We start from the raw sequence: 20850 nt of genomic DNA, 5'->3' as shown, positions 1-20850 counted from the left end.
ATGCGGTCTTGATCGACGGACGGCATATGCCGCAGCATGGTTGCCGTTCGTGCACGCGGCACGACTGACCGTGCGACCCCGTACCCGCCCCCACGGGCTCACGCACCGGCCGGGGGCGCTGTGGGGTGTCGAGAACACTGGGGGCCGCTCATGCAGGTGCACTCCGACCGGCGCCAGCCGTCTCTACCCGAGGCCCAGATGGGCCGGATCCTCGCCTCGGCCCGCCGGGTCATCGGCGAACTCGCGGGCAAGGTCGAGGAGTTGGACCGCGAACTGGCCGCGATCCACACCGACGCGATCCCCGCCCACCTGGACCGCCTGGGCGGCCACGGGGTGGAGGTCTTCCGCGGCGCGGCCGACGTGGCGCGGCTGCTGGAGGACTCCGCCGCGGCCGTGACCGGCCAGGTGCTCAGCCTGTGCCCCGGCACACCGCCGCCGGCGGCGTTCCTGGTCGCCGACCGGCGCCGGGACGAGGAGGTGCTCGGCCGGGGCGTGTCCATCCGGACCATCCACAGCGAGTCCATGCTCCGGGTCCCGCGCGGCCGGGCCCACATGACGGCGCTGACCAAGGCCGGCGCCCAGATCCGCACCTCCGCCACCCTGCCGTACCGGCTGATCGTGCTGGACGCCGCGCTGGCCTTCGTCCCGCCGCCGAACTCCGGCGACGACCCCGAACCCGCCATGGTGGTGGTCCGCAACCCCGACCTGGTCAGCCTCTTCGTGCAGACCTTCGAGTACTGCTGGCAGGACGCCTCCCCGGTCGAGGTCGACCGGCCCCCGCGCCAGCGCCCCGGGCCCACCACCCGCCAGTACCAGGTCCTGCGGCTGATGCAGCTGGGGTACAAGGACGAGGCGATCGCCCGGGAGATCGGCGTCTCCTCCCGCACCATGCGGCGGATCGTCCGGGAACTCTTCGAACAGCTCGACGCCACCGGCCGGTTCAGCGCGGGTATCGCCGCCCAGGCGCGCGGCTGGCTGATCCCGCCGCGCTCCCGGAACGGCTACCCCTGACGGCCGGCCGCCGCCCGGGCTCCGCCGCCCGGTCGGCGTCGTCGTCCGGGCTCCGTCGTCAGGCCTCGACCGCGGTGGGCTCCGCCGTCGCCGTGGACTCCACCACCGCGACGGCCAGGCCCGGGACGACCTCGGCGCCGGGCAGGGCGGCCAACGCCGCCCCGGGGAGGATCAGCTTCCCGCGGCGACGCCCGCTGCCGATCAGCACGTGCGGCGCGGCGGCCACCTGCTCGTCGATCAGCAGCGGCCACCCGGCCGGCAGTCCCACCGGGGTGATACCGCCGTACTCCATGCCGGTCTCCTCGACCGCGGCGTCCATCGGCGCGAACGAGGCCTTGCGCGCCCCGAGGTGCTTGCGGACCGCCTGGTTGACGTCCAGCCGGGTCGTGGCCAGGACGACGCACGCGGCCAGCGTGGTCTCCCCGCCCCGCTTGGCGGCGACCACCACGCAGTTCGCGGAGTACTCCAGCGGCGCCTCGTAGGTCTCGCAGAACACCGCCGTGTCGGCCTTCTCCGGATCCGTCTCCACGTACAGCACCGACCCGGCCGCCTCCGGCGCGTCCCATCTCCCCAGGGCCTCGGCCACCGGGCCGACCAGCTCGTCCCGGAGGTCGAGGGCCGGGCGGACGGTCGGAAACTTCCCGAAGGGGGGCGTCACGTGGTCGCTCATGACAGCACCCTAGCGAAGCCCCGCCGCCCGCACCCGCCGAACCCGCGCCGTCGCCTGCCCGGAGTGCCGGGCCTCAGCGCGGATCGACCAACTCCGGCGCGAACACCGTGCCCAGCGGTTCCGGCCCCACGTACTGCTGGCAGGTGCACTGCTTCGGCTCGTACCGCGCCGGGCGCCGCTCGGCGTCCCACTCGGTGGGAGTCTCGACCACCTCGTGGCAGCGGCCCTGCTTGTCGTGCTTGGCCAGGTGGTGGGTGCAGCCGCAGACCGGCTCGGGCGGCCGGTGGGACTCCTCCAGGGCGAGGCGCTGCTGGTGCTGGGCGTCGAGCAGTTCGAGCTTGCGCTCGTGCCGCTCCCGGATGTCCCGGCGCACCCGGTTGGCGATGTTCCCGCCGCCGTAGAGGACGGCGGGTATCAACCACCACAGGTTCCACAACGAGTCCATCGACGTCCCCCCAGCCGTACCGTTCCGCTGATCCGCATCATACGACCGACCAGCGTGAACAGCCCCGCCCGGGTCAGCGGATGATGGGCATCACGGGCTCCGAACCGCGGCCCGCCGCCGCCTCGATGAAGGCGATCGGGTCGGTGGCCTCGGCCAGCAGCGCCCTGGTGAAGTGCAGCGCCCCCTCGGCCGGCGGCGGCCCGCCGACCGCCGCGATCAGGTCGAGCAGGTGGACGGTCGCCTCCATCAGCGCCACCTCGGCGAGCGCCCCCACCGTCACCGGGCCGAGCAGCTGGTGCGCCACCACCGTGTCGGGCGCGAGGTCGGCGATCCCGGCCAGGGCCGCCGGGCCCTCGACGCCGAACCGGGCGATCAGGACGGCCGGTTCGGTCGCCCTGGCGGTCTCCTTGGCCAGCTCGGCGACCTGCCCGGCGGCGGTGTGCGCGAGCCCGCCCGGCCGGTTGAAGGTCCGCAGGACGTCGGCCCCGCGGGCCAGCCCGGCCGGACCGTCGATCACCATCGCGGGCAGCCCGGAGAGCTGCTCCGGCGCCGGCGCCACGTGCGCGTACAAGTCCCGCACCGTCCACTCGGAGAGCCGGGTGGGCCGGTCCCAGTCTGCCTCGCCGAGCGCCGCACCGCGGTCCGCCCAGGACAGCCAGGCCTCGGTCAACAGCTCACGCACAACGGTGTTCTGACTTCCCATGGGCTTCTCCTCGTCGCTCCTCCACCGGAGCCCCCACGCTACCCGCCGCCACCGACAAAGCGGTTGCACCCCCGGCGGCCCGGGCCCGCCCGGGCCTTCCTCACCCTGCTCGGGATCACCCTGCTCAACCCGCTCACGGTGCTCTGCTTCGCCGCCCTGGTGCTGGGCGGCGGCCGGGCCGGCGGCGCCTCGGGCCCGCTGGACCGGGCGGCCTTCGCGCTCGCCGCGTTCGCCGCGTCCGCGAGCTGGCAACTGCTGCTCGCCTCCGGCGGCGCGCTGCTCGGCCGGGCCCTGACCGGCCCCCGCGGCCGGCTGCTGACCGCGCTCGGCTCGGCCGCCCTGGTCGGCCGGCTCGCCCTGCGGCTGCTGCTCGGATGAAGCCGGCAGCGGCCCGCCGGGCGCCGTCCTCAGACCCGGGAGCCGAGCATCCGAAGCACCAACTCACCGTAGCGGCGGCCGAGTTCGCCGGGCGTCTCGGAGGAGCGCTCGGTGTACCAGCGGGAGACGTCGATGCCGAGCGAGGTGACCGCACGGGCCGCCGTGCGCACCTCGGACACCTCGAACTCCCCGGCCGCCACCCCCTCCTCGATCAGGGCGCTGACCTCCCGCTCGATGTCCAGGCGCAGCGCCGCGACCTGGGTGTACGCGTCCTCGGGCAGCGCGTGCAGCTCGTAGTTGACCACCCGCCCGACGGTCCGGGCCCGGGCGTGCCAGGCGGTGAACTGCTCGACCAGCCGCCGCATCCGCTCCGCCGGGCCGCCGTCCCCGGCCGCCGCCTCCCGCACCAGGGCGAGGGTGGCGGCGTGTCCGGCGCGGCTGATCTCGGCGAGCAGGGCGGCCTTGGACTCGTAGTGGATGTACAGCGCGGCGGGGCTCATCCCGGCCGCGGTGGCGATGTCCCGGGTGGTGGTGGCGTGGAAGCCGCGCTCCGCGAACGACTCGACGGCCGCTTGGAGCAGCCGGTACGCCGCCTCGGGGCGGGTGTCGGCGCCCGGCAGGGTGGGCCAGAGGTCGGCGATGGGCGTGCTGGTCATGGCGCCATCCTCGCAGAGTCGTCGTACAGGCATTCCCGTCGACCGCCGGGTGCGGTCCGGCGGACTGTTGACAGGCTCCCGCACCGACACCATGCTGAGCAAGCGCTTAGTCAGGGCAGTAGGACGGGCGCCGCAGAACTCAAGATCCTCGCGGGAAAGGCAGGACCCTCCGTGGCGCACTCCTTCAAGGGCCGGGTGGCCGTCGTGACCGGATCGAGCCGCGGCATCGGCCTCGGCATCGCGCGCGAACTGGTCGAACGCGGCGCCAAGGTCTGCCTCACCGCCCGCAACGCCGAGCCGCTCGCCGAGGCCGTCCGCGACCTGGGCGGCCCGGAGAACGCGATCGCGGTGGCGGGCAAGGCCGACGACCCGGCCCACCAGGAGGAGGCGGTGGCCCGCACCCTGGAGGCCTTCGGGCGTCTCGACCACCTGGTCAACAACACCGGCATCAACCCGGTCTACGGGCCGGTGCTGGAGACCGACGAGGCCGCCGCCGCCAAGATCTTCGCGGTCAACGTGCTCGGCCCGCTGGCCTGGACCCGCCGGGCGCACGCCGCCTGGATGGGCGAGCACGGCGGCTCGGTCGTCAACGTCGCCTCGATCGCCGGCATCCGCGCCTCGCTCGGCATCGGCATGTACGGCATCAGCAAGGCCGCGCTGATCCGGCTCACCACCGAGCTCGGCGCCGAACTGGGCCCGCAGGGCATCCGGGTCAACGCCGTCGCCCCCGCCGTGGTGAAGACCAGGTTCGCCGAGGCGCTGTACGAGGGCCGGGAGGAGCAGGTCGCCAAGGCCTACCCGCTGGGCCGGCTCGGCGTCCCCGAGGACGTCGCGGGCGCGGTCGCCTTCCTGCTCTCCCCGGAGTCCGCCTGGATCACCGGCCAGACCCTGGTGGTGGACGGCGGGGTCACCCTCGGCGGTGGCCTGTGAACGGCCCGGACGCGACGGGCGACCCGAGCGGCCCGGACGCGACGGGCGACCCGAACGGCCGGGGCCCGGTCGCCGACCTGAACGGCCGGGGCGTGGTGGTGACCGGCGCCGGGCGGGGCATCGGCGCCGCGCTGGCCCGGGCCTTCGCCGCGGCCGGGGCCCGGGTGGTGGTCAACGATCTGGACGCCGGGGCCGCCCACGCCGTCGCCGAGGACTGCGGCGGGACCGCCCTGCCCGGGGACGCCGCCTCCGCCGACGGCCTGGCCGCCCTGGTCGACCGCTCCCGCGCGGAGCTCGGCGAGATCGACGTCTGGTGCGCCAACGCGGGCGTCGCCCCAATCGGCGGCGCCGACGCACCGGCCGCGGCCTGGACCAGCGCCTGGGAGGTCAACGTGCTGGCACACGCCCGGGCCGCCGAGCTGCTGCTGCCCCGCTGGCTGGAGCGCGGCGAGGGCCGCTTCCTGGCCACCGTCTCCGCCGCCGGGCTGCTCACCATGCTGGGCTCGGCCCCGTACGCCGTCACCAAGCACGGCGCGCTGGCCTTCGCCGAGTGGCTCTCCGCCACCTACCGCCACCGCGGCATCCGGGTGCACGCGCTCTGCCCGCAGGGCGTGCGCACCGACATGCTGGCCGGGACCGGCGCGGTCGGCGAGGCGCTGCTGGCGCCCACCGCGCTGGAGCCGGCGGAGGTCGCCGAAGCGGCGCTGGCCGGGGTGCGCGAGGAGCGCTTCCTGATCCTGCCGCACCCGGAGGTCGCCGAGTACTACCGTGTCCGGGCCACCGACCCGGACCGCTGGATCGCCGGTATGAACCGGCTCCAGCAGGGGCTGGAGAGGAGCGAGTTGCTGTGAGGGCCTGGCAGGTGGGTGAGCTCGGCGAGCCGAGCGCGGTGATGCGGCTGGCCGAGGACGTCGCGCGACCGGTACCGGGGCCGGGCCAGCTGCTGGTCCGGGTCCGGGCGGCGGCGGTGAACTTCGCGGACGCGCTGATGGCGCGCGGGCAGTACCAGGTCCGCCCGCCGCTGCCGTTCACCCCGGGTCTGGAGCTGTGCGGCGAGGTCGTGGACGGCCCCCGGCGCGGTGAGCGGGTGATCGGCAACCCGGTGCTGCCGCACGGCTCCTTCGCCGAGTACGCGCTGCTGGACGCCGGGGCCGCGTTCCCGGCCCCCGAGGCGCTGGACGACGCCGAGGCGGCGACCCTGCACATCGGCTACCAGACCGCCTGGTTCGCCCTGCACCGCCGGGCCCGGCTGCAGCCCGGGGAGACCCTGCTGGTGCATGCGGCGGCCGGCGGCGTCGGCAGCGCGGCCGTCCAGGTCGGCCGGGCCGCCGGGGCCCGGGTGGTCGCCGTGGTCGGCGGGGCCGCGAAGGCCGAGACGGCCCGGGCGCTCGGCGCCGACCTGGTGGTGGACCGCAGGGCCGACGGGGCGGCCGGGGACTTCGTCGCCGCCGTCAAGGAGTTCACCGGTGGACGCGGCGCGGACGTGGTGTTCGACCCGGTCGGCGGCGCGGCCTACACCGGCTCCACCAAGTGCGTGGCCTTCGAGGGCCGGATCGTGGTGGTGGGCTTCGCCGCCGGGCAGATCCCGGCACCGCCGCTCAACCACGCCCTGGTGAAGAACTACTCGATCCTCGGCCTGCACTGGGGCCTGTACAACACCCATGACCCGCAGGCCGTACGCGCCGCCCACGACGAACTGACCGAGCTCGCCGCACAGGGCGCCGTCCGGCCGCTGGTCAGCGCCCGGGTCCCGCTGGACCGGGCCGCAAAGGCCGTCCAGGCGGTCGCCGACGGGCACAGCACCGGGCGGATCGTCGTCCTGGGCGACTGACCCCCGCTCCGGGGGCGTGACCTGGTGCCGCCCGCCGGCCGGGCTTCAGCCCTCCCGGCGGGCGGACTCGTTCTCCTGGGCGAGCCGGCGCAGCGCGAGCAGCGCCGGCTCCATCAGGACGGTGCACAGCAGGGCCCGCTCGGCCTGCTCCAACGGGTCGGCCTCCGGGTCGAGTTGGTCGAGGTCGAGGACGGCGGTGCGCTCGGCCAGTTCGGCGTAGCCGCGCAGGGCGGCGCGGTCGAGTCCGGCGCCGAGCGAGCGCAGGGTCTCCAGGGTCTCGCCGAGCACCGCGCGGGCCGGAGCGTACTCGGAGACCTCCCAGCCGAGTTCGCCGATCAGCGCGTCCACCTCGGCGGCGCCGGGCTCCGGCGCCGCCGCCTCCGTCTCCGCTTCCTCCACCGTCTCCTCCACCGGCCGGGCCCCGAGCACCAGGCCGAGCACCTGGTGCCGCTCCCCCGCGTGCTCCGCCACCGCGCCGAGCACCTCCCGGGTGTCGTTGACGCTCAGCCCCCGGACCCCGATCAGGGCGCGCACCAGCCGCAGCCGGCGCAGGTGGCTCTCGTCGTACTCGGCCTGGGTGGCGGCGGTGGCCCGGCCGGGCGGCAGCAGGCCCTCGCGCAGGTAGTACTTGATGGTCGCGGTCGGGACCGCGCTGCGGCGGCTCAGTTCGGAGATGCGCACGGACCGCTTCCCCCTTTCGTCTGGCCTTCGGATACCAGCACTGTCTAACATAGATAGTGCCACTACCCAATGTGGCGTCCTCCACCGACGAGGAGAGTCAGCCATGCCCACGCTGCCCTGGATCACCCCGAATCCCCCCACCCCCGGCACCCGGGCGGTCGTCATGGCCTCCCGCTTCGAGGTGCGCTCGCTCGCCGACGTCCCGCGCTTCTTCCTCCGGTCGCTCGCCGTCTGGCGCCAACTCCGCAGCACGCCAGGCGTGTTGGGCGCCTCACTGATCGCCCGCCCGCTGCGCCGGACGTTCTGGACGCTGTCCGCCTGGGAGAGCCGCGAGGCCCTGAACGCCTTCGCGGCCGCCGAGCCCCACCGCTCCACCATGACCGGACTGCGCACCACCATGCGGGAGTCCACCTTCACCTTCTGGGACACCCCGGTCGAGCGGCTCCCGATCCCCTGGCCGGACGCCCACGCCCGGATCGACGCCCAGCGCGCGGGGGCCGACGCACCCTGACGCCACACGGCCGACAGAAGCGTCGCGACGGCACCCGGGAGACCCTCCCGGGTGCCGTCGGCCTTTCCGGCCACCCGCCGCACACCCGGCATCTTCGCCACGATCTCCATTCGTTCATCATGCGCGATCTCCCCGGCGCCATTCTTGGCCCCAGACATCGGATATTTCGACGATCTTCGGAGGCGCACTCAGCTATACACACATATCCATCCGGGGAGCGCACGCGGAGATTGTTCGTGCGCCGTCCAGCACTACCGGACGCCGCACATTCCCCTGGGTAGTTCGTGCTCGCTTGATATAACCTGGTGCTCCAGCCCGATTACAAGGAGTGATCGAAATGCAGCGTCGCATCCTCACCCGCGCGGCCACCTTCGCCGGTGCCGCCCTGCTCGCGCTGACCGCCCCCGCCCTGGCGCACGCCGCCACCGGCCTCTTCACCTTCCAGACGCCGGGCGGCGTCACGGAGCAGCTCGTCAACCCGAACGACGAGACCTGCTACACCATCGACGCCTCCGGCCCGGCCGACAACCAGACCAACCGGGACGCCCAGCTCTACGCCGGCGCCGGCTGCCGGGGCGGCTTCACCACGCTCAACGCCGGGGAGGCCGGCGGTCACGTGGACGCCAAGAGCGTCAAGTTCGTCCGCTGACGCACCGGGCCGGGGCGGTAGGCCTGCCGCCCCGGCCTACTGACCGCCCCGTGCCGCCCAACTGCGGTACGGCGGCGGGATCTTCGCCTCGGGCCGCATCCCCCGATGCGGCCCGAGGGCTACCGCAGTCCTCGCCCCGGCCCTCCCTGGGAGCGGCCCGAGCCGCCGTCCGCATCGCAAGGAGTGATCGAAATGAAGCGTCGTACCCTCGCCCGCGCGGGCACCCTCGCCGGCGCCGCGTTGCTCGCGCTGACCGCCCCCGTCCTGGCCTTCGCCGCCACCGGCACCTTCGCCTTCGAGACCCCGGACGGCACCCAGGAACAGATCATCAACCCGGGCGACAACGCCTGCCTCAACGTCGATGCCTACGGCCCGGTGGAGAACCGGACCAACCGCGACGCGGTGCTCTTCGACGACGCCGACTGTCACGGTGCCAACCGCACCACGCTCTACGCGGGTCAGCACGCCAGGTTCGTGGACGCCCAGAGCGTCAAGTTCATCCGCTGACACCTGGACCGACCCTGCTCCATCGAAATCGCGGACCGTAGGGATTTCCGCGCCCATTTCACTTTCGGTCGAATTCCCGCGCAACGACCGAAGGATTCCTCCCGGGTTCCGCCGTGCCTTTCCCGGTGCCACCCGATTCATTCTTCGTTCCGCAAGGAGTGATCGTCATGAAATGTCGCGCCCTCACCCGCGTCGGCACCCTTTCCGGTGCCGTGCTGCTCGCGCTCACCGCCCCGGCCCTGGCGTTCGCCGCCACCGGGGGCCCCGCCACCTGGGCCACCGGCACCTTCGGGTTCACCACCCCGGGCGGCGTCCAGGAGCAGATCTTCAACCCGCAGGACGACACCTGCTACAACGCCGATGTCGCCGGCCCGGTCCAGAACGGGACCAACCGCGACGCCCGGCTCTACCCGGGCACCGGCTGCCGGGGCACCTACACCACGATCATCAAGGGTCAGAACGGCTCGTACGTGGACGCCAAGAGCGTCATGTTCATCCGCTGACGCCTGGGGGGGTGGGCGGCCGGCCCGCCGCCCACGCCCGACCCGTCGTGCCGTTCCGCAAGGAGTATTCGTCGTGAAGCACCGCATGCTCACGCGCGCGGGCACCCTCGCCGGGGCCGCCCTGCTCGCCCTCACCGCCCCCACCCCGGCGCACGCCGCCACCGGCCTGTTCGAGTTCACCACCCCGGACGGCGTCCACGAGCAGTACGTCAATCCGCAGGACGACACCTGCTACAACATCGACGCCGTCGGCCCGGTCCGGAACGGGACCGACCACACCGCCTTCCTCTACACCGGAACCCACTGCCAGGGCGACGAGACCCGCCTCGACCCGGGTGGGAACGCCGAGTCCGTGAACGCCCGGAGCGTCGTCTTCCCTCGGCCCTGACCTGCCAGGAGTGATCGTCATGAAGCGTCGCAGCCTCACCCGCGCGGCCGTCCTCGCCGGGGCCGCCCTGCTCGCCCTCGCCGCCCCGGCCCAGTCCTACGCCTCCACCGGCGTCTTCCGGTTCACCACGCCGGACGGCGTCGAGACCGAGCTCTACAACCCGACCGACGACATCTGCTACAACATCAACGCCTACGGCCCCTACCGGAACGGGACCAACCGCCGGGCCGTCTTCTACCCCGCCACGAACTGCCGGGGCAACGCGACCACGGTCAGGGCGGGCGCCGGCTCCTCGCTGCTCAACGCCCAGAGCGTCAAGTTCGTCCGCTGACTCCTCCGGCCGCGTTCCCCCGACGCGGCCGGAGGGCTCCCACCGGTCGAGGCCCGGGGCCCGACCGCCGTTCGTCCGGCAAGGAGTGATCGTCTTGAAGCGCCGCGCCCTCACCCGCACGGCAGCCCTCGCCGGGGCCGCCCTGCTCGCCCTCACCGCCCCCGCCCTCGCGTACGCCGCCACCGGCACCTTCCAGTACGTCCTGCCGGACGGGGCCTCGGCCTCCCTGGTCAACCCGGACGACGAGCGCTGCTACAACATCGACACCTACGGCCCGATCGACAACGCGACCAACCGCTACGCCGTGCTCTATCCCTCCACCGCGTGCCGGGGGAACACCAACACCCTCACCCCCGGTCAGTACGCCCCGCACCTCGACGCGCGGAGCGTCCGGTTCACCGCCAAGGCACCCCAGCGCTAGCGACGACCGACCCACGGCTACCGCCCCGCGATGACCTCCAGGGCCGGGCGCGGCGGGCGGCCGAGCAGGGCCGCCAGGTCGCGCGGCCCGCCCGGGCCGGCCAGGAAGCCGTGCGCGATCGCCGAGTAGGTGCCCACCACCATCGGCACCTGGAAGTCGAAGGCGTCCGAGGCCGCCACCGCGGTCCGGGCCTCGCCGAGCCGTCCCGGACGGTACGGGGCGCCGAGCGCCTCGGCCACCTCCGCTCCGCCCACCGCCCGCTCCCCCACCAGCTCGTACGTCCGGCCCGCGTGCTCCGCCGGCGCCAGGGCGACCTTCACCGCCGCCTCGGCCAGGTCCGCCCGGGCCACCGCGGCCAGCCGCCCGTCGCCGAGCGGCGCGGTGACCACCCCGTCCGGGCCCGGCGCGGCGATCGCACCCAGCAGTTCCGCGTAGAGGCCGTTGCGCAGCACCGTCCAGCGCAACGACGCGGAGGCGCGCAGCCGGCGCTCGGTCCAGCGGTGCGCCAGCGCGTACGGCAGGTGGTCCCCGTCGCCGGACAGGCTGGTGTAGACCACGTGCTCGATGCCGGCCCGTTCCGCCGCCTCGATCGCCGCGCCGTGCCGGGCGGTCACCACGTCGTCCTCGGCGGCGCCCGCGGAGATCAGCAGCAGGGTCCGCACCCCGGCGAACGCCTCCGCCAGCGTCTCCGGCCGGTCGAAGTCCACCAGCCGGACGGGCAGTTCGGTGCGCACCCGGTCGGGTGTCCGGCTCCCGGCCAGAACGTCGGCGCGCCCGGCGAGAGCTTCGAGGACGAGGGAGCCGAGGCCTCCGTTGACACCGGTGACGAGCAGCATGACGTTCTCCTGGGATGATCGGTCGTCGACTTCGCGACCATCCTCGGCAATCCGGCCGTCCGGCATAAGGAGGCACTTCCATGTCCGTAGGGCACACCGCGGTAACCACCCCCCGCCCGGTGGTCTGGTGCGAGGACGACGTGGACTGCGGGATCCGCGACCTGCTGAACCGGCTCGGCGACAAGTGGTCCGTCCTGGCCGTGGTCGAACTCGCCCAGGGCGTACGGCGGTTCAGGGAGCTGCAGCGCGCCCTGCCGGGGATCTCGCAGCGGATGCTGACCCTCACCGTGCGCCGGCTGGAGCGCGACGGCCTGGTGTCCCGGACGGTCCACCCGACCGTCCCGCCGCAGGTGGAGTACGAGCTGACCCCGCTCGGCCACAGCCTGACCCACCTGGTGCGGGCGATGGTGGACTGGTCCTACTCCCACCACGACGCGATCGTCGCCTCCCGGCAGGAGTGGGACGCGGCCAATCCGGGCTCGGAGATCCGCTGAGCCCTGCGGGCACGGGCGGCCGTCCGTCCGCGCGGGTACGCCGTCGCGGCTCGCGGCCGGGGGTGCGCTACCGGCCGGCCGGCGCCGCCAGGTCCGTCGGGTCGGTGTTGGCGCCGCAGAGCACCACGCAGACCCGCTCTCCGGGCTCGGGCCGGTAGCCGTAGCCTCCGCCCTCGCCTGCCGCTTCGCCCGCCCCTTCGCCCGCCCCCGCTTCGAGCGCCGCCAGCGCGGTGGCGGCGGCGTGCTCGACGGCCAGCCGACGGTCGTCCCAGAGCCCCCGGCGGGCCCGCACGATCGCCGCGTCCGGAACCAGCACGGAGCGGACGTCGCCGTCCCGCGCGGCCGCGAGGGCCAGCGGGGTGGCCCGGCGGGCGCCCAGGGCGTCGGCCGCGACCGAGTCCACCGGCACGTCCACCGGGTGGCCCGCCTCGACCGCCGCGTGGAAGGCCCGGCTGTGCTCGGGCTCCACCGCGACGGTGCGGATGCCGTGGTGCCGGGCGGCGGTGGCGACCCCGGCGAGGAGTCCGCCGCCGCCGACCGCGACCACCACCGTGTCCAGGCCCGGGAGTTGACGGTGGATCTCCGTCAGCAGGGTGCCCGCCCCGGCGGCGATCAGCGGGTGGTCGTAGGCGTGGGCGGCCAGCGCGCCGCTGGTGGCGGCGAACTCCTCGCAGGCGGCCAGGGCTTCGGCGTACTCCGAACCGGCCTGCCGCACCTCGGCGCCGTAGCCGCGCAGCTTGGCCACCTTGACGGCGGGCGCGGTGGTGGGCACGAACACGGTGGCCCGCACGCCCTGCTGCCGGGCCGCCCAGGCGCAGGCCAGGCCGGCGTTGCCACCGGAGGCGATGGTCACGCCGGTGTCGGGCAGGGTGCCGGCCTCCCGGTGCGCCTGGAGGAAGTTCTGCGCGCCCCGGGCCTTGAAGCTGCCGGTGTGCTGCAGGAGTTCCAGTGCCAGCCAGAGCCCCGTGCCGGGGTCGGCCTCGGCCAGGGCCACGGGCCGGACGTGTCCGGCGATCCGGTCGGCGGCGGCCTTGACGTCACCGTAGGAGAGCTGCGGCACGGGGTCACTCCTGACTCGGGGGTCTCCGGGCCCGCACGGGCCCTCGTTCACGGACCCTAACGTTCGTAGGTCATCTCCGGGAAGCGCGCCGAGGGCCCGTCCAGCAGGTGGTCGTCGTGACCGCGCAGCCAGCGGTCGAAGAAGGAGGCGACGTAGCAGCGGGTGGCGAGTTGGGCGCGGTCCGGGTGGACGTCGCCGAGGTCCCGGGCCAGCGCGTCGGCGCCGATCGCGCCCTGCCGGGCGAGCTGCGGGAGCAGCGACGAGGCGTCGGTGTGGGAGCCGTGCCGGGAGCCCTCCAGGGTGAGGTCCGCGCACCAGCCGGTGCTGTGCCGCCGGAGGGCGTCCCGGCCGGGCTGCCGGTGGTGGCTGCCGGAGTCCGGGCTCCGGCTGCCCATCAGCAGGAAGGGGCGGTCCAGGCCGTCCCGGGCGAGGCCGGGCAGGAGGACGCCGGTCCGCCCGTCCGGGCCGGGGAGGTGCAGTCGGCCGTCCAGGTTGATCCCGGCCGCGATCCGCGGGTCGTCGTGCATGGTCTGCAGGGCGGTGGAGCCGCCCGCCGAGTGGCCGACCATGCCGACCCGGTCGAGGTCCGGCGAGCCGCCCAGGCCGGTCGGCAGGCCCGGTCGGCGGCGCAGGCCGGAGAGCTCGTCCAGCACGAAGCGGGTGTCGTCCACCCGGGTGCGCAGCGACCGGCGCAGCAGCGCGCCGAGGTCCAGTCCGGGCCGCCGCAGCAGCGCGGGGAACACCGAGGTGGCCAGGCGGCCGTCCGGGAAGGCGACTTCGGAGGCCTCGTGGGTGTGGTCGACGGTGACGACCACGTAGCCGCGCGAGGCGAGGTCCTCGACCAGCGCCGTCCCCCAGCTGCGCGGGTCGCCCGACCCGGGCGAGTACAGCACCACCGGGCGGGGGCCGCCGGGCCGGGCCGGGGCGTCCTGGCGGGCGTGGGTGCGGATCGCCGCCCAGTCCGTACTGCCGGGCCGCACACCGTAGTTGAGCCTCGCCGCGCCGTCGTCGCCGCCGAAGTGCGCCCCGGCGGCGGGCGTCATGTAGCGGGCCCGCTCCTCGCCGGTGGCGGGGCGGCCGGTCGGGTACCAGAGGCTGACCATCAGTTCGCGCCGGTGCCCGGGCCGCCACGGGTCCTCCCGCCCGGCGTCGGTCAGGTGCAGCGCGGTGGTCCCGATCGGGTACGGCCCGCTCGGCCGCGGCAGCCGGGCCGTTGCCTGCCGCCGTCCCCGATCGGCGCCGCCACGTCCACCAGCAGCCCGCCCATCGCCGTCTCCCCGCACCGATCGGTCACGACGGAGACGCTACGGGCGGCGCGGGCCCGGGCCGTCATACCGGGGGGCCAACTCCCCCTGAATACCGGGGTATTACTCTCTCGGGGAGTGCCTTGGTGCGGTCAGGCCTGGGCGGTGGGCCGGACGACGATCTCGCTGACGTCGATGCCGTCGGGCTGTTCGACGGCGTAGCCGATGGCGGCGGCGATCGCCGAGGGCGGCATGGCGATCTCGTCCCGCTGCCGGATCATCGCCGCCGCGACCTCGGGGCCGGCCCCCTTGCCGACGCCCTCGGTGTGGGTGAAGCCGGGCGAGACCAGGGTGACGCGCAGGTCCGGCCCGGATTCCTGGCGCAGGCCCTCGGTGAGCACCTTGACCGCCGCCTTGGTGGCCGCGTAGACGCCCTGCGGGGACTTGACCACGTAGGCCGCGGTGGAGGCGACGTTGACGAAGTGCCCGGAGCGCTGCCGCCGGAAGACCGGCAATGCCGCCCCGATGCCGTTCAGCAGGCCGGTGACATGGGTGGCGACCATGGCGTCCCAGTCGTCCTGGCGCAGGTCGTCGAACGGCGAGACCGCCATGGTGCCGGCATTGGAGACCAGGACGTCGAGCCGGCCGAAGCGGTCGACGGCCGTACCGGTCAGGCGCTGGAGGTCCTCGCGTCGGGTGACGTCGACGACGACCCCGACGGCCGAGCCGCCCTGCGCCGTGATCCGGGCCACCACCGCGTTCAGCCGGTCCTCCCGACGGGCGCCGAGCACCAGGTGGGCCCCGCGTTCGGCGAGGTGGATCGCCGTGGCCTCGCCGATGCCGCTGCTGGCGCCGGTGATCGCGATCACCTTGTCCTTGATGCCTGTCATGTTCCTGCCTTCACGAGGGGCATGAGGGGCGGACCGGTGGCCTAGAGTGAAACCGGAGGCACCCCCACTTGACCCCAGGCTAAGTGGAGGCGCCCCCGGTTAGCAAGCAGGCACCAGAGCCGGAAAGGGAGGGCCGACGCCGATGCCCGAGGAACCGCACCGCCCGCTGCGGGCCGACGCGCGCCGCAACCGGGAGAAGATCCTCACCGTCGCGGCGCACGTGTTCGCGACGGAGGGACTCACCGCCCACCTGGAACGCATCGCCAAGGAGGCCGGGGTGGGCAGCGCCACGCTGTACCGCAACTTCCCCACCCGCGAGGCCCTGGTCGAGGCCGTCTACCGCAACGAGCTGGCCCAGCTGTGCGACGCGGCACCCGCCCTGCTGGCGGCCCGGCCGCCACTGGACGCCCTGCGCGCCTGGGCCCACCTCTTCCTGGACTACGTGACCACCAAGTACGGCATGATCGACGCCCTGCGCGCCATCGCCGCGACGGGCGACAACCCGTACGGGCACAGCCGGGAGCTGATCCGGGCCGCCCTCACCACCCTCATGGACGCCTGCGCGGCCGCCGGCACGATCCGCACCGACCTCGGCCCCGCCGACCTCGGCGTCGCCCTCGAAGGCATCGCCCTCACCTCGGCCCACCCCGACCAACGGGCCCAGGCGGAACGCCTGCTCGACCTCGTCCTGGACGGCCTGACGGCCCGCCGCTGACGGCACCGCCGCCCGCACACGGCGCGGCCCCCGTCGGGCGGATCGCTCGACGGGGGCCGCGCTGCGGTCGGCTAGTACCAGCCGGTCTGGTGGCTGCCGTTGGTGCCGCTGGAGTGGGCCTGCGACTGGATGTCCTTGTCGTTGACCATCGCGGACCAGATGCTGCCGCCCGAGTACGTGACGGTGGAGTAGTCCCAGGAGTCGCCCTGGTGGTTGCGGACCGACACGGACTCGCCGACGACGGCGTACTTGTCCCGCGCCCAGGCGGCCCGGCAGGACGGGCTGTAGCGCAGCTCCAGGTTGCCGTCGGTGGAGACGGTGACGGCGTCGTTGGCGCAGGTGGTGGTGGCCGGGTCCAGCCCGGTGCAGCTGCTCGCGTAGCAGCTGGTGGCGGCGGAGGCCGGGGCGGCGGCGAGCACCGCTCCGGACATCGCCAGGGCCAGGGTGGCACCGACGGTGGCGGCCTTGCGGGTGAGGGAACGCACGGGGTCCTCCGAATGGGTACGGGAGTGATGGATGAACGCGATCACTCTCGGGCCCCGCCGCATCGTCCCTCCACCGTCCCGCCGTCCCGGGGACGTCCCGGCCCGTCCCGGGAAGCCGCCGGTGGGTCGGCCCGTGGGTCGGCCGGGCGGGCCCCGGGCTCAGTCGGGTCCTCTCGTGCGGCGCCGGGCGTGGTCGCACCGGCCGGACACAAGATGCCGACGGGCCCCGCCCCGTGACGGCGCGTCGGTGTGACCTACGCCACCGGCTGCGGGTGTCACGGAACGGTACGCGCCGGCATCTCGTGGACGGGACATCCGAGAACCGACGACAGGCAGGAGCCGACCATGAGCGGACACCCCGCGGACCCCGCCACCGAGGCGTTCGTCGCCCACCGCAACCTGCTGTTCACCGTCACCTACGAGCTGCTCGGCTCGGCCGCCGACGCCGAGGACGTCCTCCAGGAGACCTGGCTGCGGTGGACGGGCGTGGACCTCTCCGCCGTCCGCGACCACCGCGCCTACCTGGTCCGGATCACCACCCGCCAGGCGCTCGCCCGGCTGCGCGCGCTGGGCCGCCGCCGTCAACGGCTGCCCGGCGCTGGTCGTCGACCTCGGCGGCGGACTCGACACCGTGCTCGCCCTGCGGATCGACGACGGCCTCGTCACCGGGCTGTACGCGGTGCGCAACCCCGCGAAGCTGGCCCGGATGGATCGTACGACCGCCGTACACCGTTGAGGTGTGGGAATCACCGAGGAGGACGTTCCATGGAGCTCACCACCGCCGACCGGCTGGCCGTCACCGAACTGATCGCGCTGCACGGGCACCTGGTCGACGACGGCGAACTGGACGGGCTGGAGCGGCTGTTCACCGCCGACGTCGGCTACGACCTGACCGACTACGGGCAGGGCGTGCTCACCGGAGTGGCCGCCGTCAAGGCGGCCGCCCTGGCGCTGGGCGACGCCAATCCGGTCGCGCACCACGTCACCAATGTCGTCATCGGGGTGCCCGAGGGCGGGCAGGTCCCCGTCCGCTCCAAGGGCTTGGGCATCAGAGCGGACGGGACCTGCGGATCGGTCAGCTACGACGACATCGTGGTGCGCACCGGCGACGGCTGGCGAATCCGGCACCGGAAGGTGACGGCCCGGCGGCTTCCGCTGAACGGCGTGACCCTCGATGCGGGCACGCCGGGGCTCAGCGGTACTGCCTGAGCTCCCGGCGGGCCAGCGAGCGCTTGTGCACCTCGTCCGGGCCGTCGGCCAGGCGCAAGGTGCGGTTGCCCGCCCAGAGTTGGGCGAGCGGGGTGTCCTGGCTGACCCCGGCCGCGCCGTGCGCCTGGACGGCCTTGTCGAGGATCCACTCGACGGTGCGCGGCGTGGCGATCTTGATGGCCTGGATCTCGGTGTGCGCGCCACGGTTGCCGACGGTGTCCATCAGCCAGGCGGTCTTGAGCACCAGCAGCCGCAACTGCTCGATGCGGACCCGCGATTCGGCGATCCAGTCCTGCACCACACCCTGCTCGGCCAGCGGACGGCCGAAGGCCACCCGCTCGCTCGCCCGGCGGCACATCAGCTCCAACGCGCGCTCGGCCAGGCCGATGGCGCGCATGCAGTGGTGGATCCGGCCGGGGCCCAGCCGGGCCTGGGCGATGGCGAAGCCGGTGCCCTCCTCGCCGATCAGGTTCCCGGCCGGGACGCGGACGTCCTCGAACAGCACCTCGGCGTGGCCGCCGTGGTCGGCGTCGTCGTAGCCGAAGACCGTCATGCCGCGCTTGACGGTCACGCCGGGCGTGTCGCGCGGGACGATCACCATGCTCTGCTGGCGGTGCGGCTCGGCGGCGGGGTCGGTCTTGCCCATCACGATGAACAGCTTGCAGTCCGGGTTCATCGCGCCGGTGATGTACCACTTGCGGCCGTTGACGACGTACTCGTCGCCGACGCGCTCGATCCGGGTGGCGATGTTGGTGGCGTCCGAGGAGGCGACCTCCGGCTCGGTCATCGCGAAGGCGGAGCGGATCTCGGCGTCCAGCAGGGGGCGCAGCCAGCGCTCCTTCTGCTCGGCGCTGCCGAACTGGGCGAGCAGCTCCATGTTGCCGGTGTCGGGGGCGGCGCAGTTGAGGGCCGGCGGGGCCAACTGGATACTGCGGCCGGTGATCTCGGCCAGCGGGGCGTACTGGAGGTTGGTCAGGCCGGCGCCGTGCTCGCCCGGAATGCTGTGCTTGTCTACGAAGAACAGGTTCCACAGGCCCTGCTTGCGGGCCTCGGCCTGGAGGTCGGCGACGACGGGCGGGACGGTCCAGGGGGTGCGGGCGGGGTCGGCGAGCTGCTGCGCGAGAGTGGTCTCGGCGGGGTAGACGTGCTCGGCCATGAACGCCGTCAGCTGCGCACGGAGTTCATCAGTCCGGGCGTCGTACGCGAAGTCCATCGGTCAGTTCTCCTTGAGGGTGCTCAGGCCGTGCCGGGCGAGGATCGGGGCCATCTCACCCGCGCGCTCGAATCCGGCGCCCAGGGTGCGGCCCTGCTGGAAGCGGTAGAAGATGCCCTCCGCGACGGCGGCGAGCTTGAAGGAGGCGAAGGCGACGTACCAGTCGAGGTCGGCGGCTTGGCGTCCGGTCAACTCGGCGTAGTGGGAGACCAGTTCGTCGGCCTTGGGGAAGCCGGGGGCGGTCATGGCGGAGGGGATGATGCCGCCGCCGACGCCGGCGAGTTCGGTGTACATCACCAGCAGGCCGATGTCGGTGAGCGGGTCGCCGAGGGTGGACATCTCCCAGTCGAGGACGGCGGTGATGGTGTCACCCTCATCCACCAGCACGTTGTCCAGCCGGTAGTCACCGTGCACGAGCGCGGGGGCGGGCGAGACCGGCAGCCGGTCGACGAGGAGGGCGTGCAGCCGGTCGAGATCGGGCAGGTCGCGGCTGCGGGAGGCTGCGAGTTGCTTGGACCAGCGGCTCAGCTGGCGTCCGAGGTAGCCCTCCGGCCGTCCGAAGTCTTCGAGGCCGACGGCGGCCGGGTCGATCCGGTGCAGCGCGGCCATGGTCTCCACCAGGCGGCGCCCGAGGGCCCGGACCCGCTCCTCCCCGAGGGCGGCCAGGGCGGCGCGGTCACGGTGAGCAACACCGGAAACGTACTCCATGAGGTACCAGGGCGCCCCGAGCACGTCGGTCCCGTGGTCGATCAGCAGCATCCTCGGGACGGGGACGTCGGTGCCGTGCAGGGCCGACATCACCCGGTGCTCACGCCCCATGTCGTGCGCGGTGGCCAGGACGTGCCCGAGCGGCGGACGGCGGAGGACCCAGGTGCCGACACCGTCCGTGAGCAGATAGGTGAGGTTGGAGCGGCCCCCCTCGATGAGGTCGGCCCGCAACGGCCCCTGGACGGTGTCGGGCAGCTCCCGTTCCAGGTGGGCGCGGAGGCGGGCCAGATCCAGGCCAGGCGGGTCAGCGGGGGTGTCGACCATCGAGCGGCTCCTCGGAACAGCAGTGGATCATTGACTAAGCGCTTGCTTAGCATTCATCTGGAGGAGGGGCCCTGTCAATGCCGCGAGCCCCCGGACCAACCGGTCCGGGGGCTCGCGGGTGTGAGAGCTCGGGCGCTCAGATGCTGTTGGCGATGCGCTCGTGGTCCCGTTCGCCCTCGCGGGTCTGGATACCGGCGGCGAGCAGCTTGTGGGCGAGCTCGGTGACCTCATCGCCGAACGCCGCGAACAGGCCCTCGTTCTCGACGGCGTACGCCGCACGCGGAATCGGCTGCGCGACCGCGTCGATCGCGGCCTTCGTTATGGAGATCACCTCCGGCCGGAGGCCGGCGATCCGTCGGGCGAGGGTGTCGACGAAGGAATCGAGTTCCGCGGCGGGCAGGGCACGGTTGATCAGGCCGTACCGTTCCGCGAGCTCCGCACCCACGAGTTCGGCGCCGAGGATGAGCTCCAGCGCGCGGGCCCTTCCCGCCAGACGCGTCATGTTCACCGTGCCGCCGCCTCCGGGGAGGATCCCCATCAAGGACTCCGGCTGCCCCTGCCCCGACTTGCCGATCGCCGCGAATCGCATGTCCAGGTACATGAAGAACTCGTTGCCCGCGCCGCGCGCGAAGCCCGCCAGCTTGCCGATGGTGACCTGCGGCAGCGAGCGGACCTCCTCGCTCATCGCCTGGAGGATGTTCAGGCCTTCCGGGACGGTCGAGCCCGGCGCGGCCGCGATCGCAGCGCGAGTGGCCGCAGGCAGCGCGTCAGGGTCGGTGAGGTACGCCATGTCACCGTGCGCAACGAAGAACTCCGGGTCAGCGCTCTCGAAGACGATGACGCGGACGTCGGCGTCGTCCCGCACACGTGCGACGAATGCCCGGAGTGACGGCAGGAGGACCGCGTCCATCAGATTGAGCGGCGGGTGATCGATCGTCACTGTCGCGACCCCGTCCGAGACGTCGATCGTCAGGCCGGGAAGGTCTTCGTAGCTCATGAGGTGGCTCCGTATCGCGGTAGGCGACGGTCCGTGACCGGGCCGTCGGCTGGGGACAGG

Annotated in this window: 27 protein-coding genes and 1 pseudogene; 15 read left to right on the top strand and 13 right to left on the bottom strand. The window is 73.7% G+C overall.

What is annotated here, in order from left to right; genetic code table 11:
- The first annotated feature begins 150 nt into the window (after positions 1–150).
- Positions 151–1011, top strand: a complete 861-nt coding sequence (locus ABTZ03_RS13990; RefSeq protein WP_350513158.1) for a helix-turn-helix transcriptional regulator — start codon at positions 151–153, stop codon at positions 1009–1011.
- Between the two features lie 58 nt (positions 1012–1069).
- Here ABTZ03_RS13990 and ABTZ03_RS13985 read toward each other — a convergent pair whose 3' ends face one another.
- The 3 genes from ABTZ03_RS13985 to ABTZ03_RS13975 all read right to left on the bottom strand — a co-directional run bounded on the left by ABTZ03_RS13985 (position 1070) and on the right by ABTZ03_RS13975 (position 2829).
- A complete protein-coding gene (locus ABTZ03_RS13985) occupies positions 1070–1681 on the bottom strand; it encodes a YbaK/EbsC family protein (protein ID WP_350513157.1) in 612 nt (203 codons plus the stop codon).
- A gap of 73 nt (positions 1682–1754) precedes the next feature.
- Positions 1755–2126, bottom strand: a complete 372-nt coding sequence (locus ABTZ03_RS13980) for a hypothetical protein (protein ID WP_350513156.1) — start codon at positions 2124–2126, stop codon at positions 1755–1757.
- Positions 2127–2199: 73 nt separating this feature from the next.
- Positions 2200–2829: a maleylpyruvate isomerase N-terminal domain-containing protein gene (locus ABTZ03_RS13975; protein ID WP_350513155.1), complete on the bottom strand. Its 630-nt coding sequence runs from the start codon at positions 2827–2829 to the stop codon at positions 2200–2202.
- Between the two features lie 60 nt (positions 2830–2889).
- On the opposite strand from ABTZ03_RS13975, the pseudogene ABTZ03_RS13970 reads away from it, so the two are divergent.
- Positions 2890–3207 (top strand): annotated as a pseudogene (locus ABTZ03_RS13970) (lysine transporter LysE); the annotation flags it as partial.
- Positions 3208–3236: 29 nt separating this feature from the next.
- Here ABTZ03_RS13970 and ABTZ03_RS13965 read toward each other — a convergent pair.
- Positions 3237–3863, bottom strand: coding sequence for a TetR/AcrR family transcriptional regulator (locus tag ABTZ03_RS13965; protein WP_350513154.1), 627 nt, complete (start codon positions 3861–3863; stop codon positions 3237–3239).
- Between the two features lie 171 nt (positions 3864–4034).
- Between ABTZ03_RS13965 and ABTZ03_RS13960 the strand changes: the two genes are divergently transcribed.
- From ABTZ03_RS13960 to ABTZ03_RS13950, 3 genes are all read left to right on the top strand, one after another.
- Complete coding sequence (locus ABTZ03_RS13960; RefSeq protein WP_350513153.1) at positions 4035–4793, top strand: SDR family oxidoreductase; 759 nt, start codon at positions 4035–4037, stop codon at positions 4791–4793.
- A 77-nt stretch (positions 4794–4870) separates the two neighbouring features.
- Entirely contained in the window at positions 4871–5644 is a 774-nt protein-coding gene (locus tag ABTZ03_RS13955) for an SDR family NAD(P)-dependent oxidoreductase (protein WP_350513197.1), read from the top strand.
- Positions 5641–6624, top strand: coding sequence for an NADPH:quinone oxidoreductase family protein (locus tag ABTZ03_RS13950; RefSeq protein WP_350513152.1), 984 nt, complete (start codon positions 5641–5643; stop codon positions 6622–6624). Before ABTZ03_RS13955 ends, ABTZ03_RS13950 begins: the two co-directional genes overlap by 4 nt.
- Positions 6625–6669: 45 nt before the next feature.
- Here the strand turns inward: ABTZ03_RS13950 and ABTZ03_RS13945 are convergent, their stop codons facing one another.
- Positions 6670–7305, bottom strand: a complete 636-nt coding sequence (locus tag ABTZ03_RS13945) for a MerR family transcriptional regulator (protein ID WP_350513151.1) — start codon at positions 7303–7305, stop codon at positions 6670–6672.
- A 103-nt stretch (positions 7306–7408) separates the two neighbouring features.
- Here ABTZ03_RS13945 and ABTZ03_RS13940 point away from each other — a divergent pair, with 103 nt between their 5' ends.
- The 7 genes from ABTZ03_RS13940 to ABTZ03_RS13910 all read left to right on the top strand — a co-directional run bounded on the left by ABTZ03_RS13940 (position 7409) and on the right by ABTZ03_RS13910 (position 10615).
- Positions 7409–7816, top strand: a complete 408-nt coding sequence (locus ABTZ03_RS13940) for a DUF3291 domain-containing protein (RefSeq protein WP_350513150.1) — start codon at positions 7409–7411, stop codon at positions 7814–7816.
- Positions 7817–8153: 337 nt separating this feature from the next.
- Positions 8154–8465, top strand: a complete 312-nt coding sequence (locus tag ABTZ03_RS13935) for a hypothetical protein (protein ID WP_350513149.1) — start codon at positions 8154–8156, stop codon at positions 8463–8465.
- A gap of 192 nt (positions 8466–8657) precedes the next feature.
- Entirely contained in the window at positions 8658–8972 is a 315-nt protein-coding gene (locus ABTZ03_RS13930) for a hypothetical protein (RefSeq protein ID WP_350513148.1), read from the top strand.
- Between the two features lie 167 nt (positions 8973–9139).
- Positions 9140–9475: a hypothetical protein gene (locus ABTZ03_RS13925; protein WP_350513147.1), complete on the top strand. Its 336-nt coding sequence runs from the start codon at positions 9140–9142 to the stop codon at positions 9473–9475.
- Between the two features lie 73 nt (positions 9476–9548).
- Positions 9549–9863 carry a hypothetical protein gene (locus ABTZ03_RS13920; RefSeq protein WP_350513146.1) on the top strand — a complete coding sequence of 105 codons (315 nt, stop codon included), beginning with the start codon at positions 9549–9551 and terminating at the stop codon, positions 9861–9863.
- Positions 9864–9882: 19 nt separating this feature from the next.
- A complete protein-coding gene (locus ABTZ03_RS13915) occupies positions 9883–10194 on the top strand; it encodes a hypothetical protein (protein ID WP_350513145.1) in 312 nt (103 codons plus the stop codon).
- A 94-nt stretch (positions 10195–10288) separates the two neighbouring features.
- The gene (locus ABTZ03_RS13910) at positions 10289–10615 is read left to right on the top strand and encodes a hypothetical protein (protein ID WP_350513144.1); all 327 of its coding nucleotides are present in this window, start codon (positions 10289–10291) and stop codon (positions 10613–10615) included.
- A 17-nt stretch (positions 10616–10632) separates the two neighbouring features.
- On the opposite strand, the gene ABTZ03_RS13905 is transcribed toward ABTZ03_RS13910, so the two are convergent.
- A complete protein-coding gene (locus tag ABTZ03_RS13905; protein WP_350513143.1) occupies positions 10633–11451 on the bottom strand; it encodes an NAD(P)H-binding protein in 819 nt (272 codons plus the stop codon).
- An 80-nt stretch (positions 11452–11531) separates the two neighbouring features.
- On the opposite strand from ABTZ03_RS13905, the gene ABTZ03_RS13900 reads away from it, so the two are divergent.
- Positions 11532–11945 carry a winged helix-turn-helix transcriptional regulator gene (locus ABTZ03_RS13900; RefSeq protein ID WP_350513142.1) on the top strand — a complete coding sequence of 138 codons (414 nt, stop codon included), beginning with the start codon at positions 11532–11534 and terminating at the stop codon, positions 11943–11945.
- A gap of 67 nt (positions 11946–12012) precedes the next feature.
- Here the strand turns inward: ABTZ03_RS13900 and ABTZ03_RS13895 are convergent, their stop codons facing one another.
- The 3 genes from ABTZ03_RS13895 to ABTZ03_RS13885 all read right to left on the bottom strand — a co-directional run bounded on the left by ABTZ03_RS13895 (position 12013) and on the right by ABTZ03_RS13885 (position 15139).
- Positions 12013–13005: a serine/threonine dehydratase gene (locus ABTZ03_RS13895; RefSeq protein ID WP_350513141.1), complete on the bottom strand. Its 993-nt coding sequence runs from the start codon at positions 13003–13005 to the stop codon at positions 12013–12015.
- 56 nt (positions 13006–13061) lie between these two features.
- Entirely contained in the window at positions 13062–14288 is a 1227-nt protein-coding gene (locus tag ABTZ03_RS13890; RefSeq protein ID WP_350513140.1) for an alpha/beta hydrolase family protein, read from the bottom strand.
- A 113-nt stretch (positions 14289–14401) separates the two neighbouring features.
- Entirely contained in the window at positions 14402–15139 is a 738-nt protein-coding gene (locus ABTZ03_RS13885) for an SDR family oxidoreductase (RefSeq protein WP_350513139.1), read from the bottom strand.
- A 142-nt stretch (positions 15140–15281) separates the two neighbouring features.
- On the opposite strand from ABTZ03_RS13885, the gene ABTZ03_RS13880 reads away from it, so the two are divergent.
- On the top strand, positions 15282–15854 hold the full coding sequence (locus tag ABTZ03_RS13880; RefSeq protein ID WP_350513138.1) for a TetR/AcrR family transcriptional regulator: 573 nt from the start codon (positions 15282–15284) through the stop codon (positions 15852–15854).
- 71 nt (positions 15855–15925) lie between these two features.
- Here the strand turns inward: ABTZ03_RS13880 and ABTZ03_RS13875 are convergent, their stop codons facing one another.
- Positions 15926–16339, bottom strand: a complete 414-nt coding sequence (locus ABTZ03_RS13875) for a DUF2690 domain-containing protein (RefSeq protein WP_350513137.1) — start codon at positions 16337–16339, stop codon at positions 15926–15928.
- Between the two features lie 345 nt (positions 16340–16684).
- Here ABTZ03_RS13875 and ABTZ03_RS13870 point away from each other — a divergent pair, with 345 nt between their 5' ends.
- Positions 16685–17548, top strand: a complete 864-nt coding sequence (locus ABTZ03_RS13870; RefSeq protein WP_350513136.1) for a nuclear transport factor 2 family protein — start codon at positions 16685–16687, stop codon at positions 17546–17548.
- Here the strand turns inward: ABTZ03_RS13870 and ABTZ03_RS13865 are convergent.
- The 3 genes from ABTZ03_RS13865 to ABTZ03_RS13855 all read right to left on the bottom strand — a co-directional run bounded on the left by ABTZ03_RS13865 (position 17532) and on the right by ABTZ03_RS13855 (position 20790).
- A complete protein-coding gene (locus tag ABTZ03_RS13865) occupies positions 17532–18761 on the bottom strand; it encodes an acyl-CoA dehydrogenase family protein (protein ID WP_350513135.1) in 1230 nt (409 codons plus the stop codon). The two genes, ABTZ03_RS13870 and ABTZ03_RS13865, sit on opposite strands and share 17 nt — an antisense overlap.
- 3 nt (positions 18762–18764) lie before the next feature.
- Positions 18765–19793, bottom strand: a complete 1029-nt coding sequence (locus ABTZ03_RS13860; protein ID WP_350513134.1) for a phosphotransferase family protein — start codon at positions 19791–19793, stop codon at positions 18765–18767.
- 136 nt (positions 19794–19929) lie between these two features.
- Positions 19930–20790, bottom strand: coding sequence for an enoyl-CoA hydratase/isomerase family protein (locus ABTZ03_RS13855; RefSeq protein WP_350513133.1), 861 nt, complete (start codon positions 20788–20790; stop codon positions 19930–19932).
- Positions 20791–20850 lie beyond the last annotated feature (60 nt).

The sequence above is a fragment of the Kitasatospora sp. NPDC096077 genome, assembly GCF_040303245.1.
In the GTDB taxonomy this organism is placed as follows: domain Bacteria; phylum Actinomycetota; class Actinomycetes; order Streptomycetales; family Streptomycetaceae; genus Kitasatospora.
The sequence above is the reverse complement of the archived record's forward strand: the minus strand, read 5'-3'. Positions and strand labels throughout refer to the sequence as shown.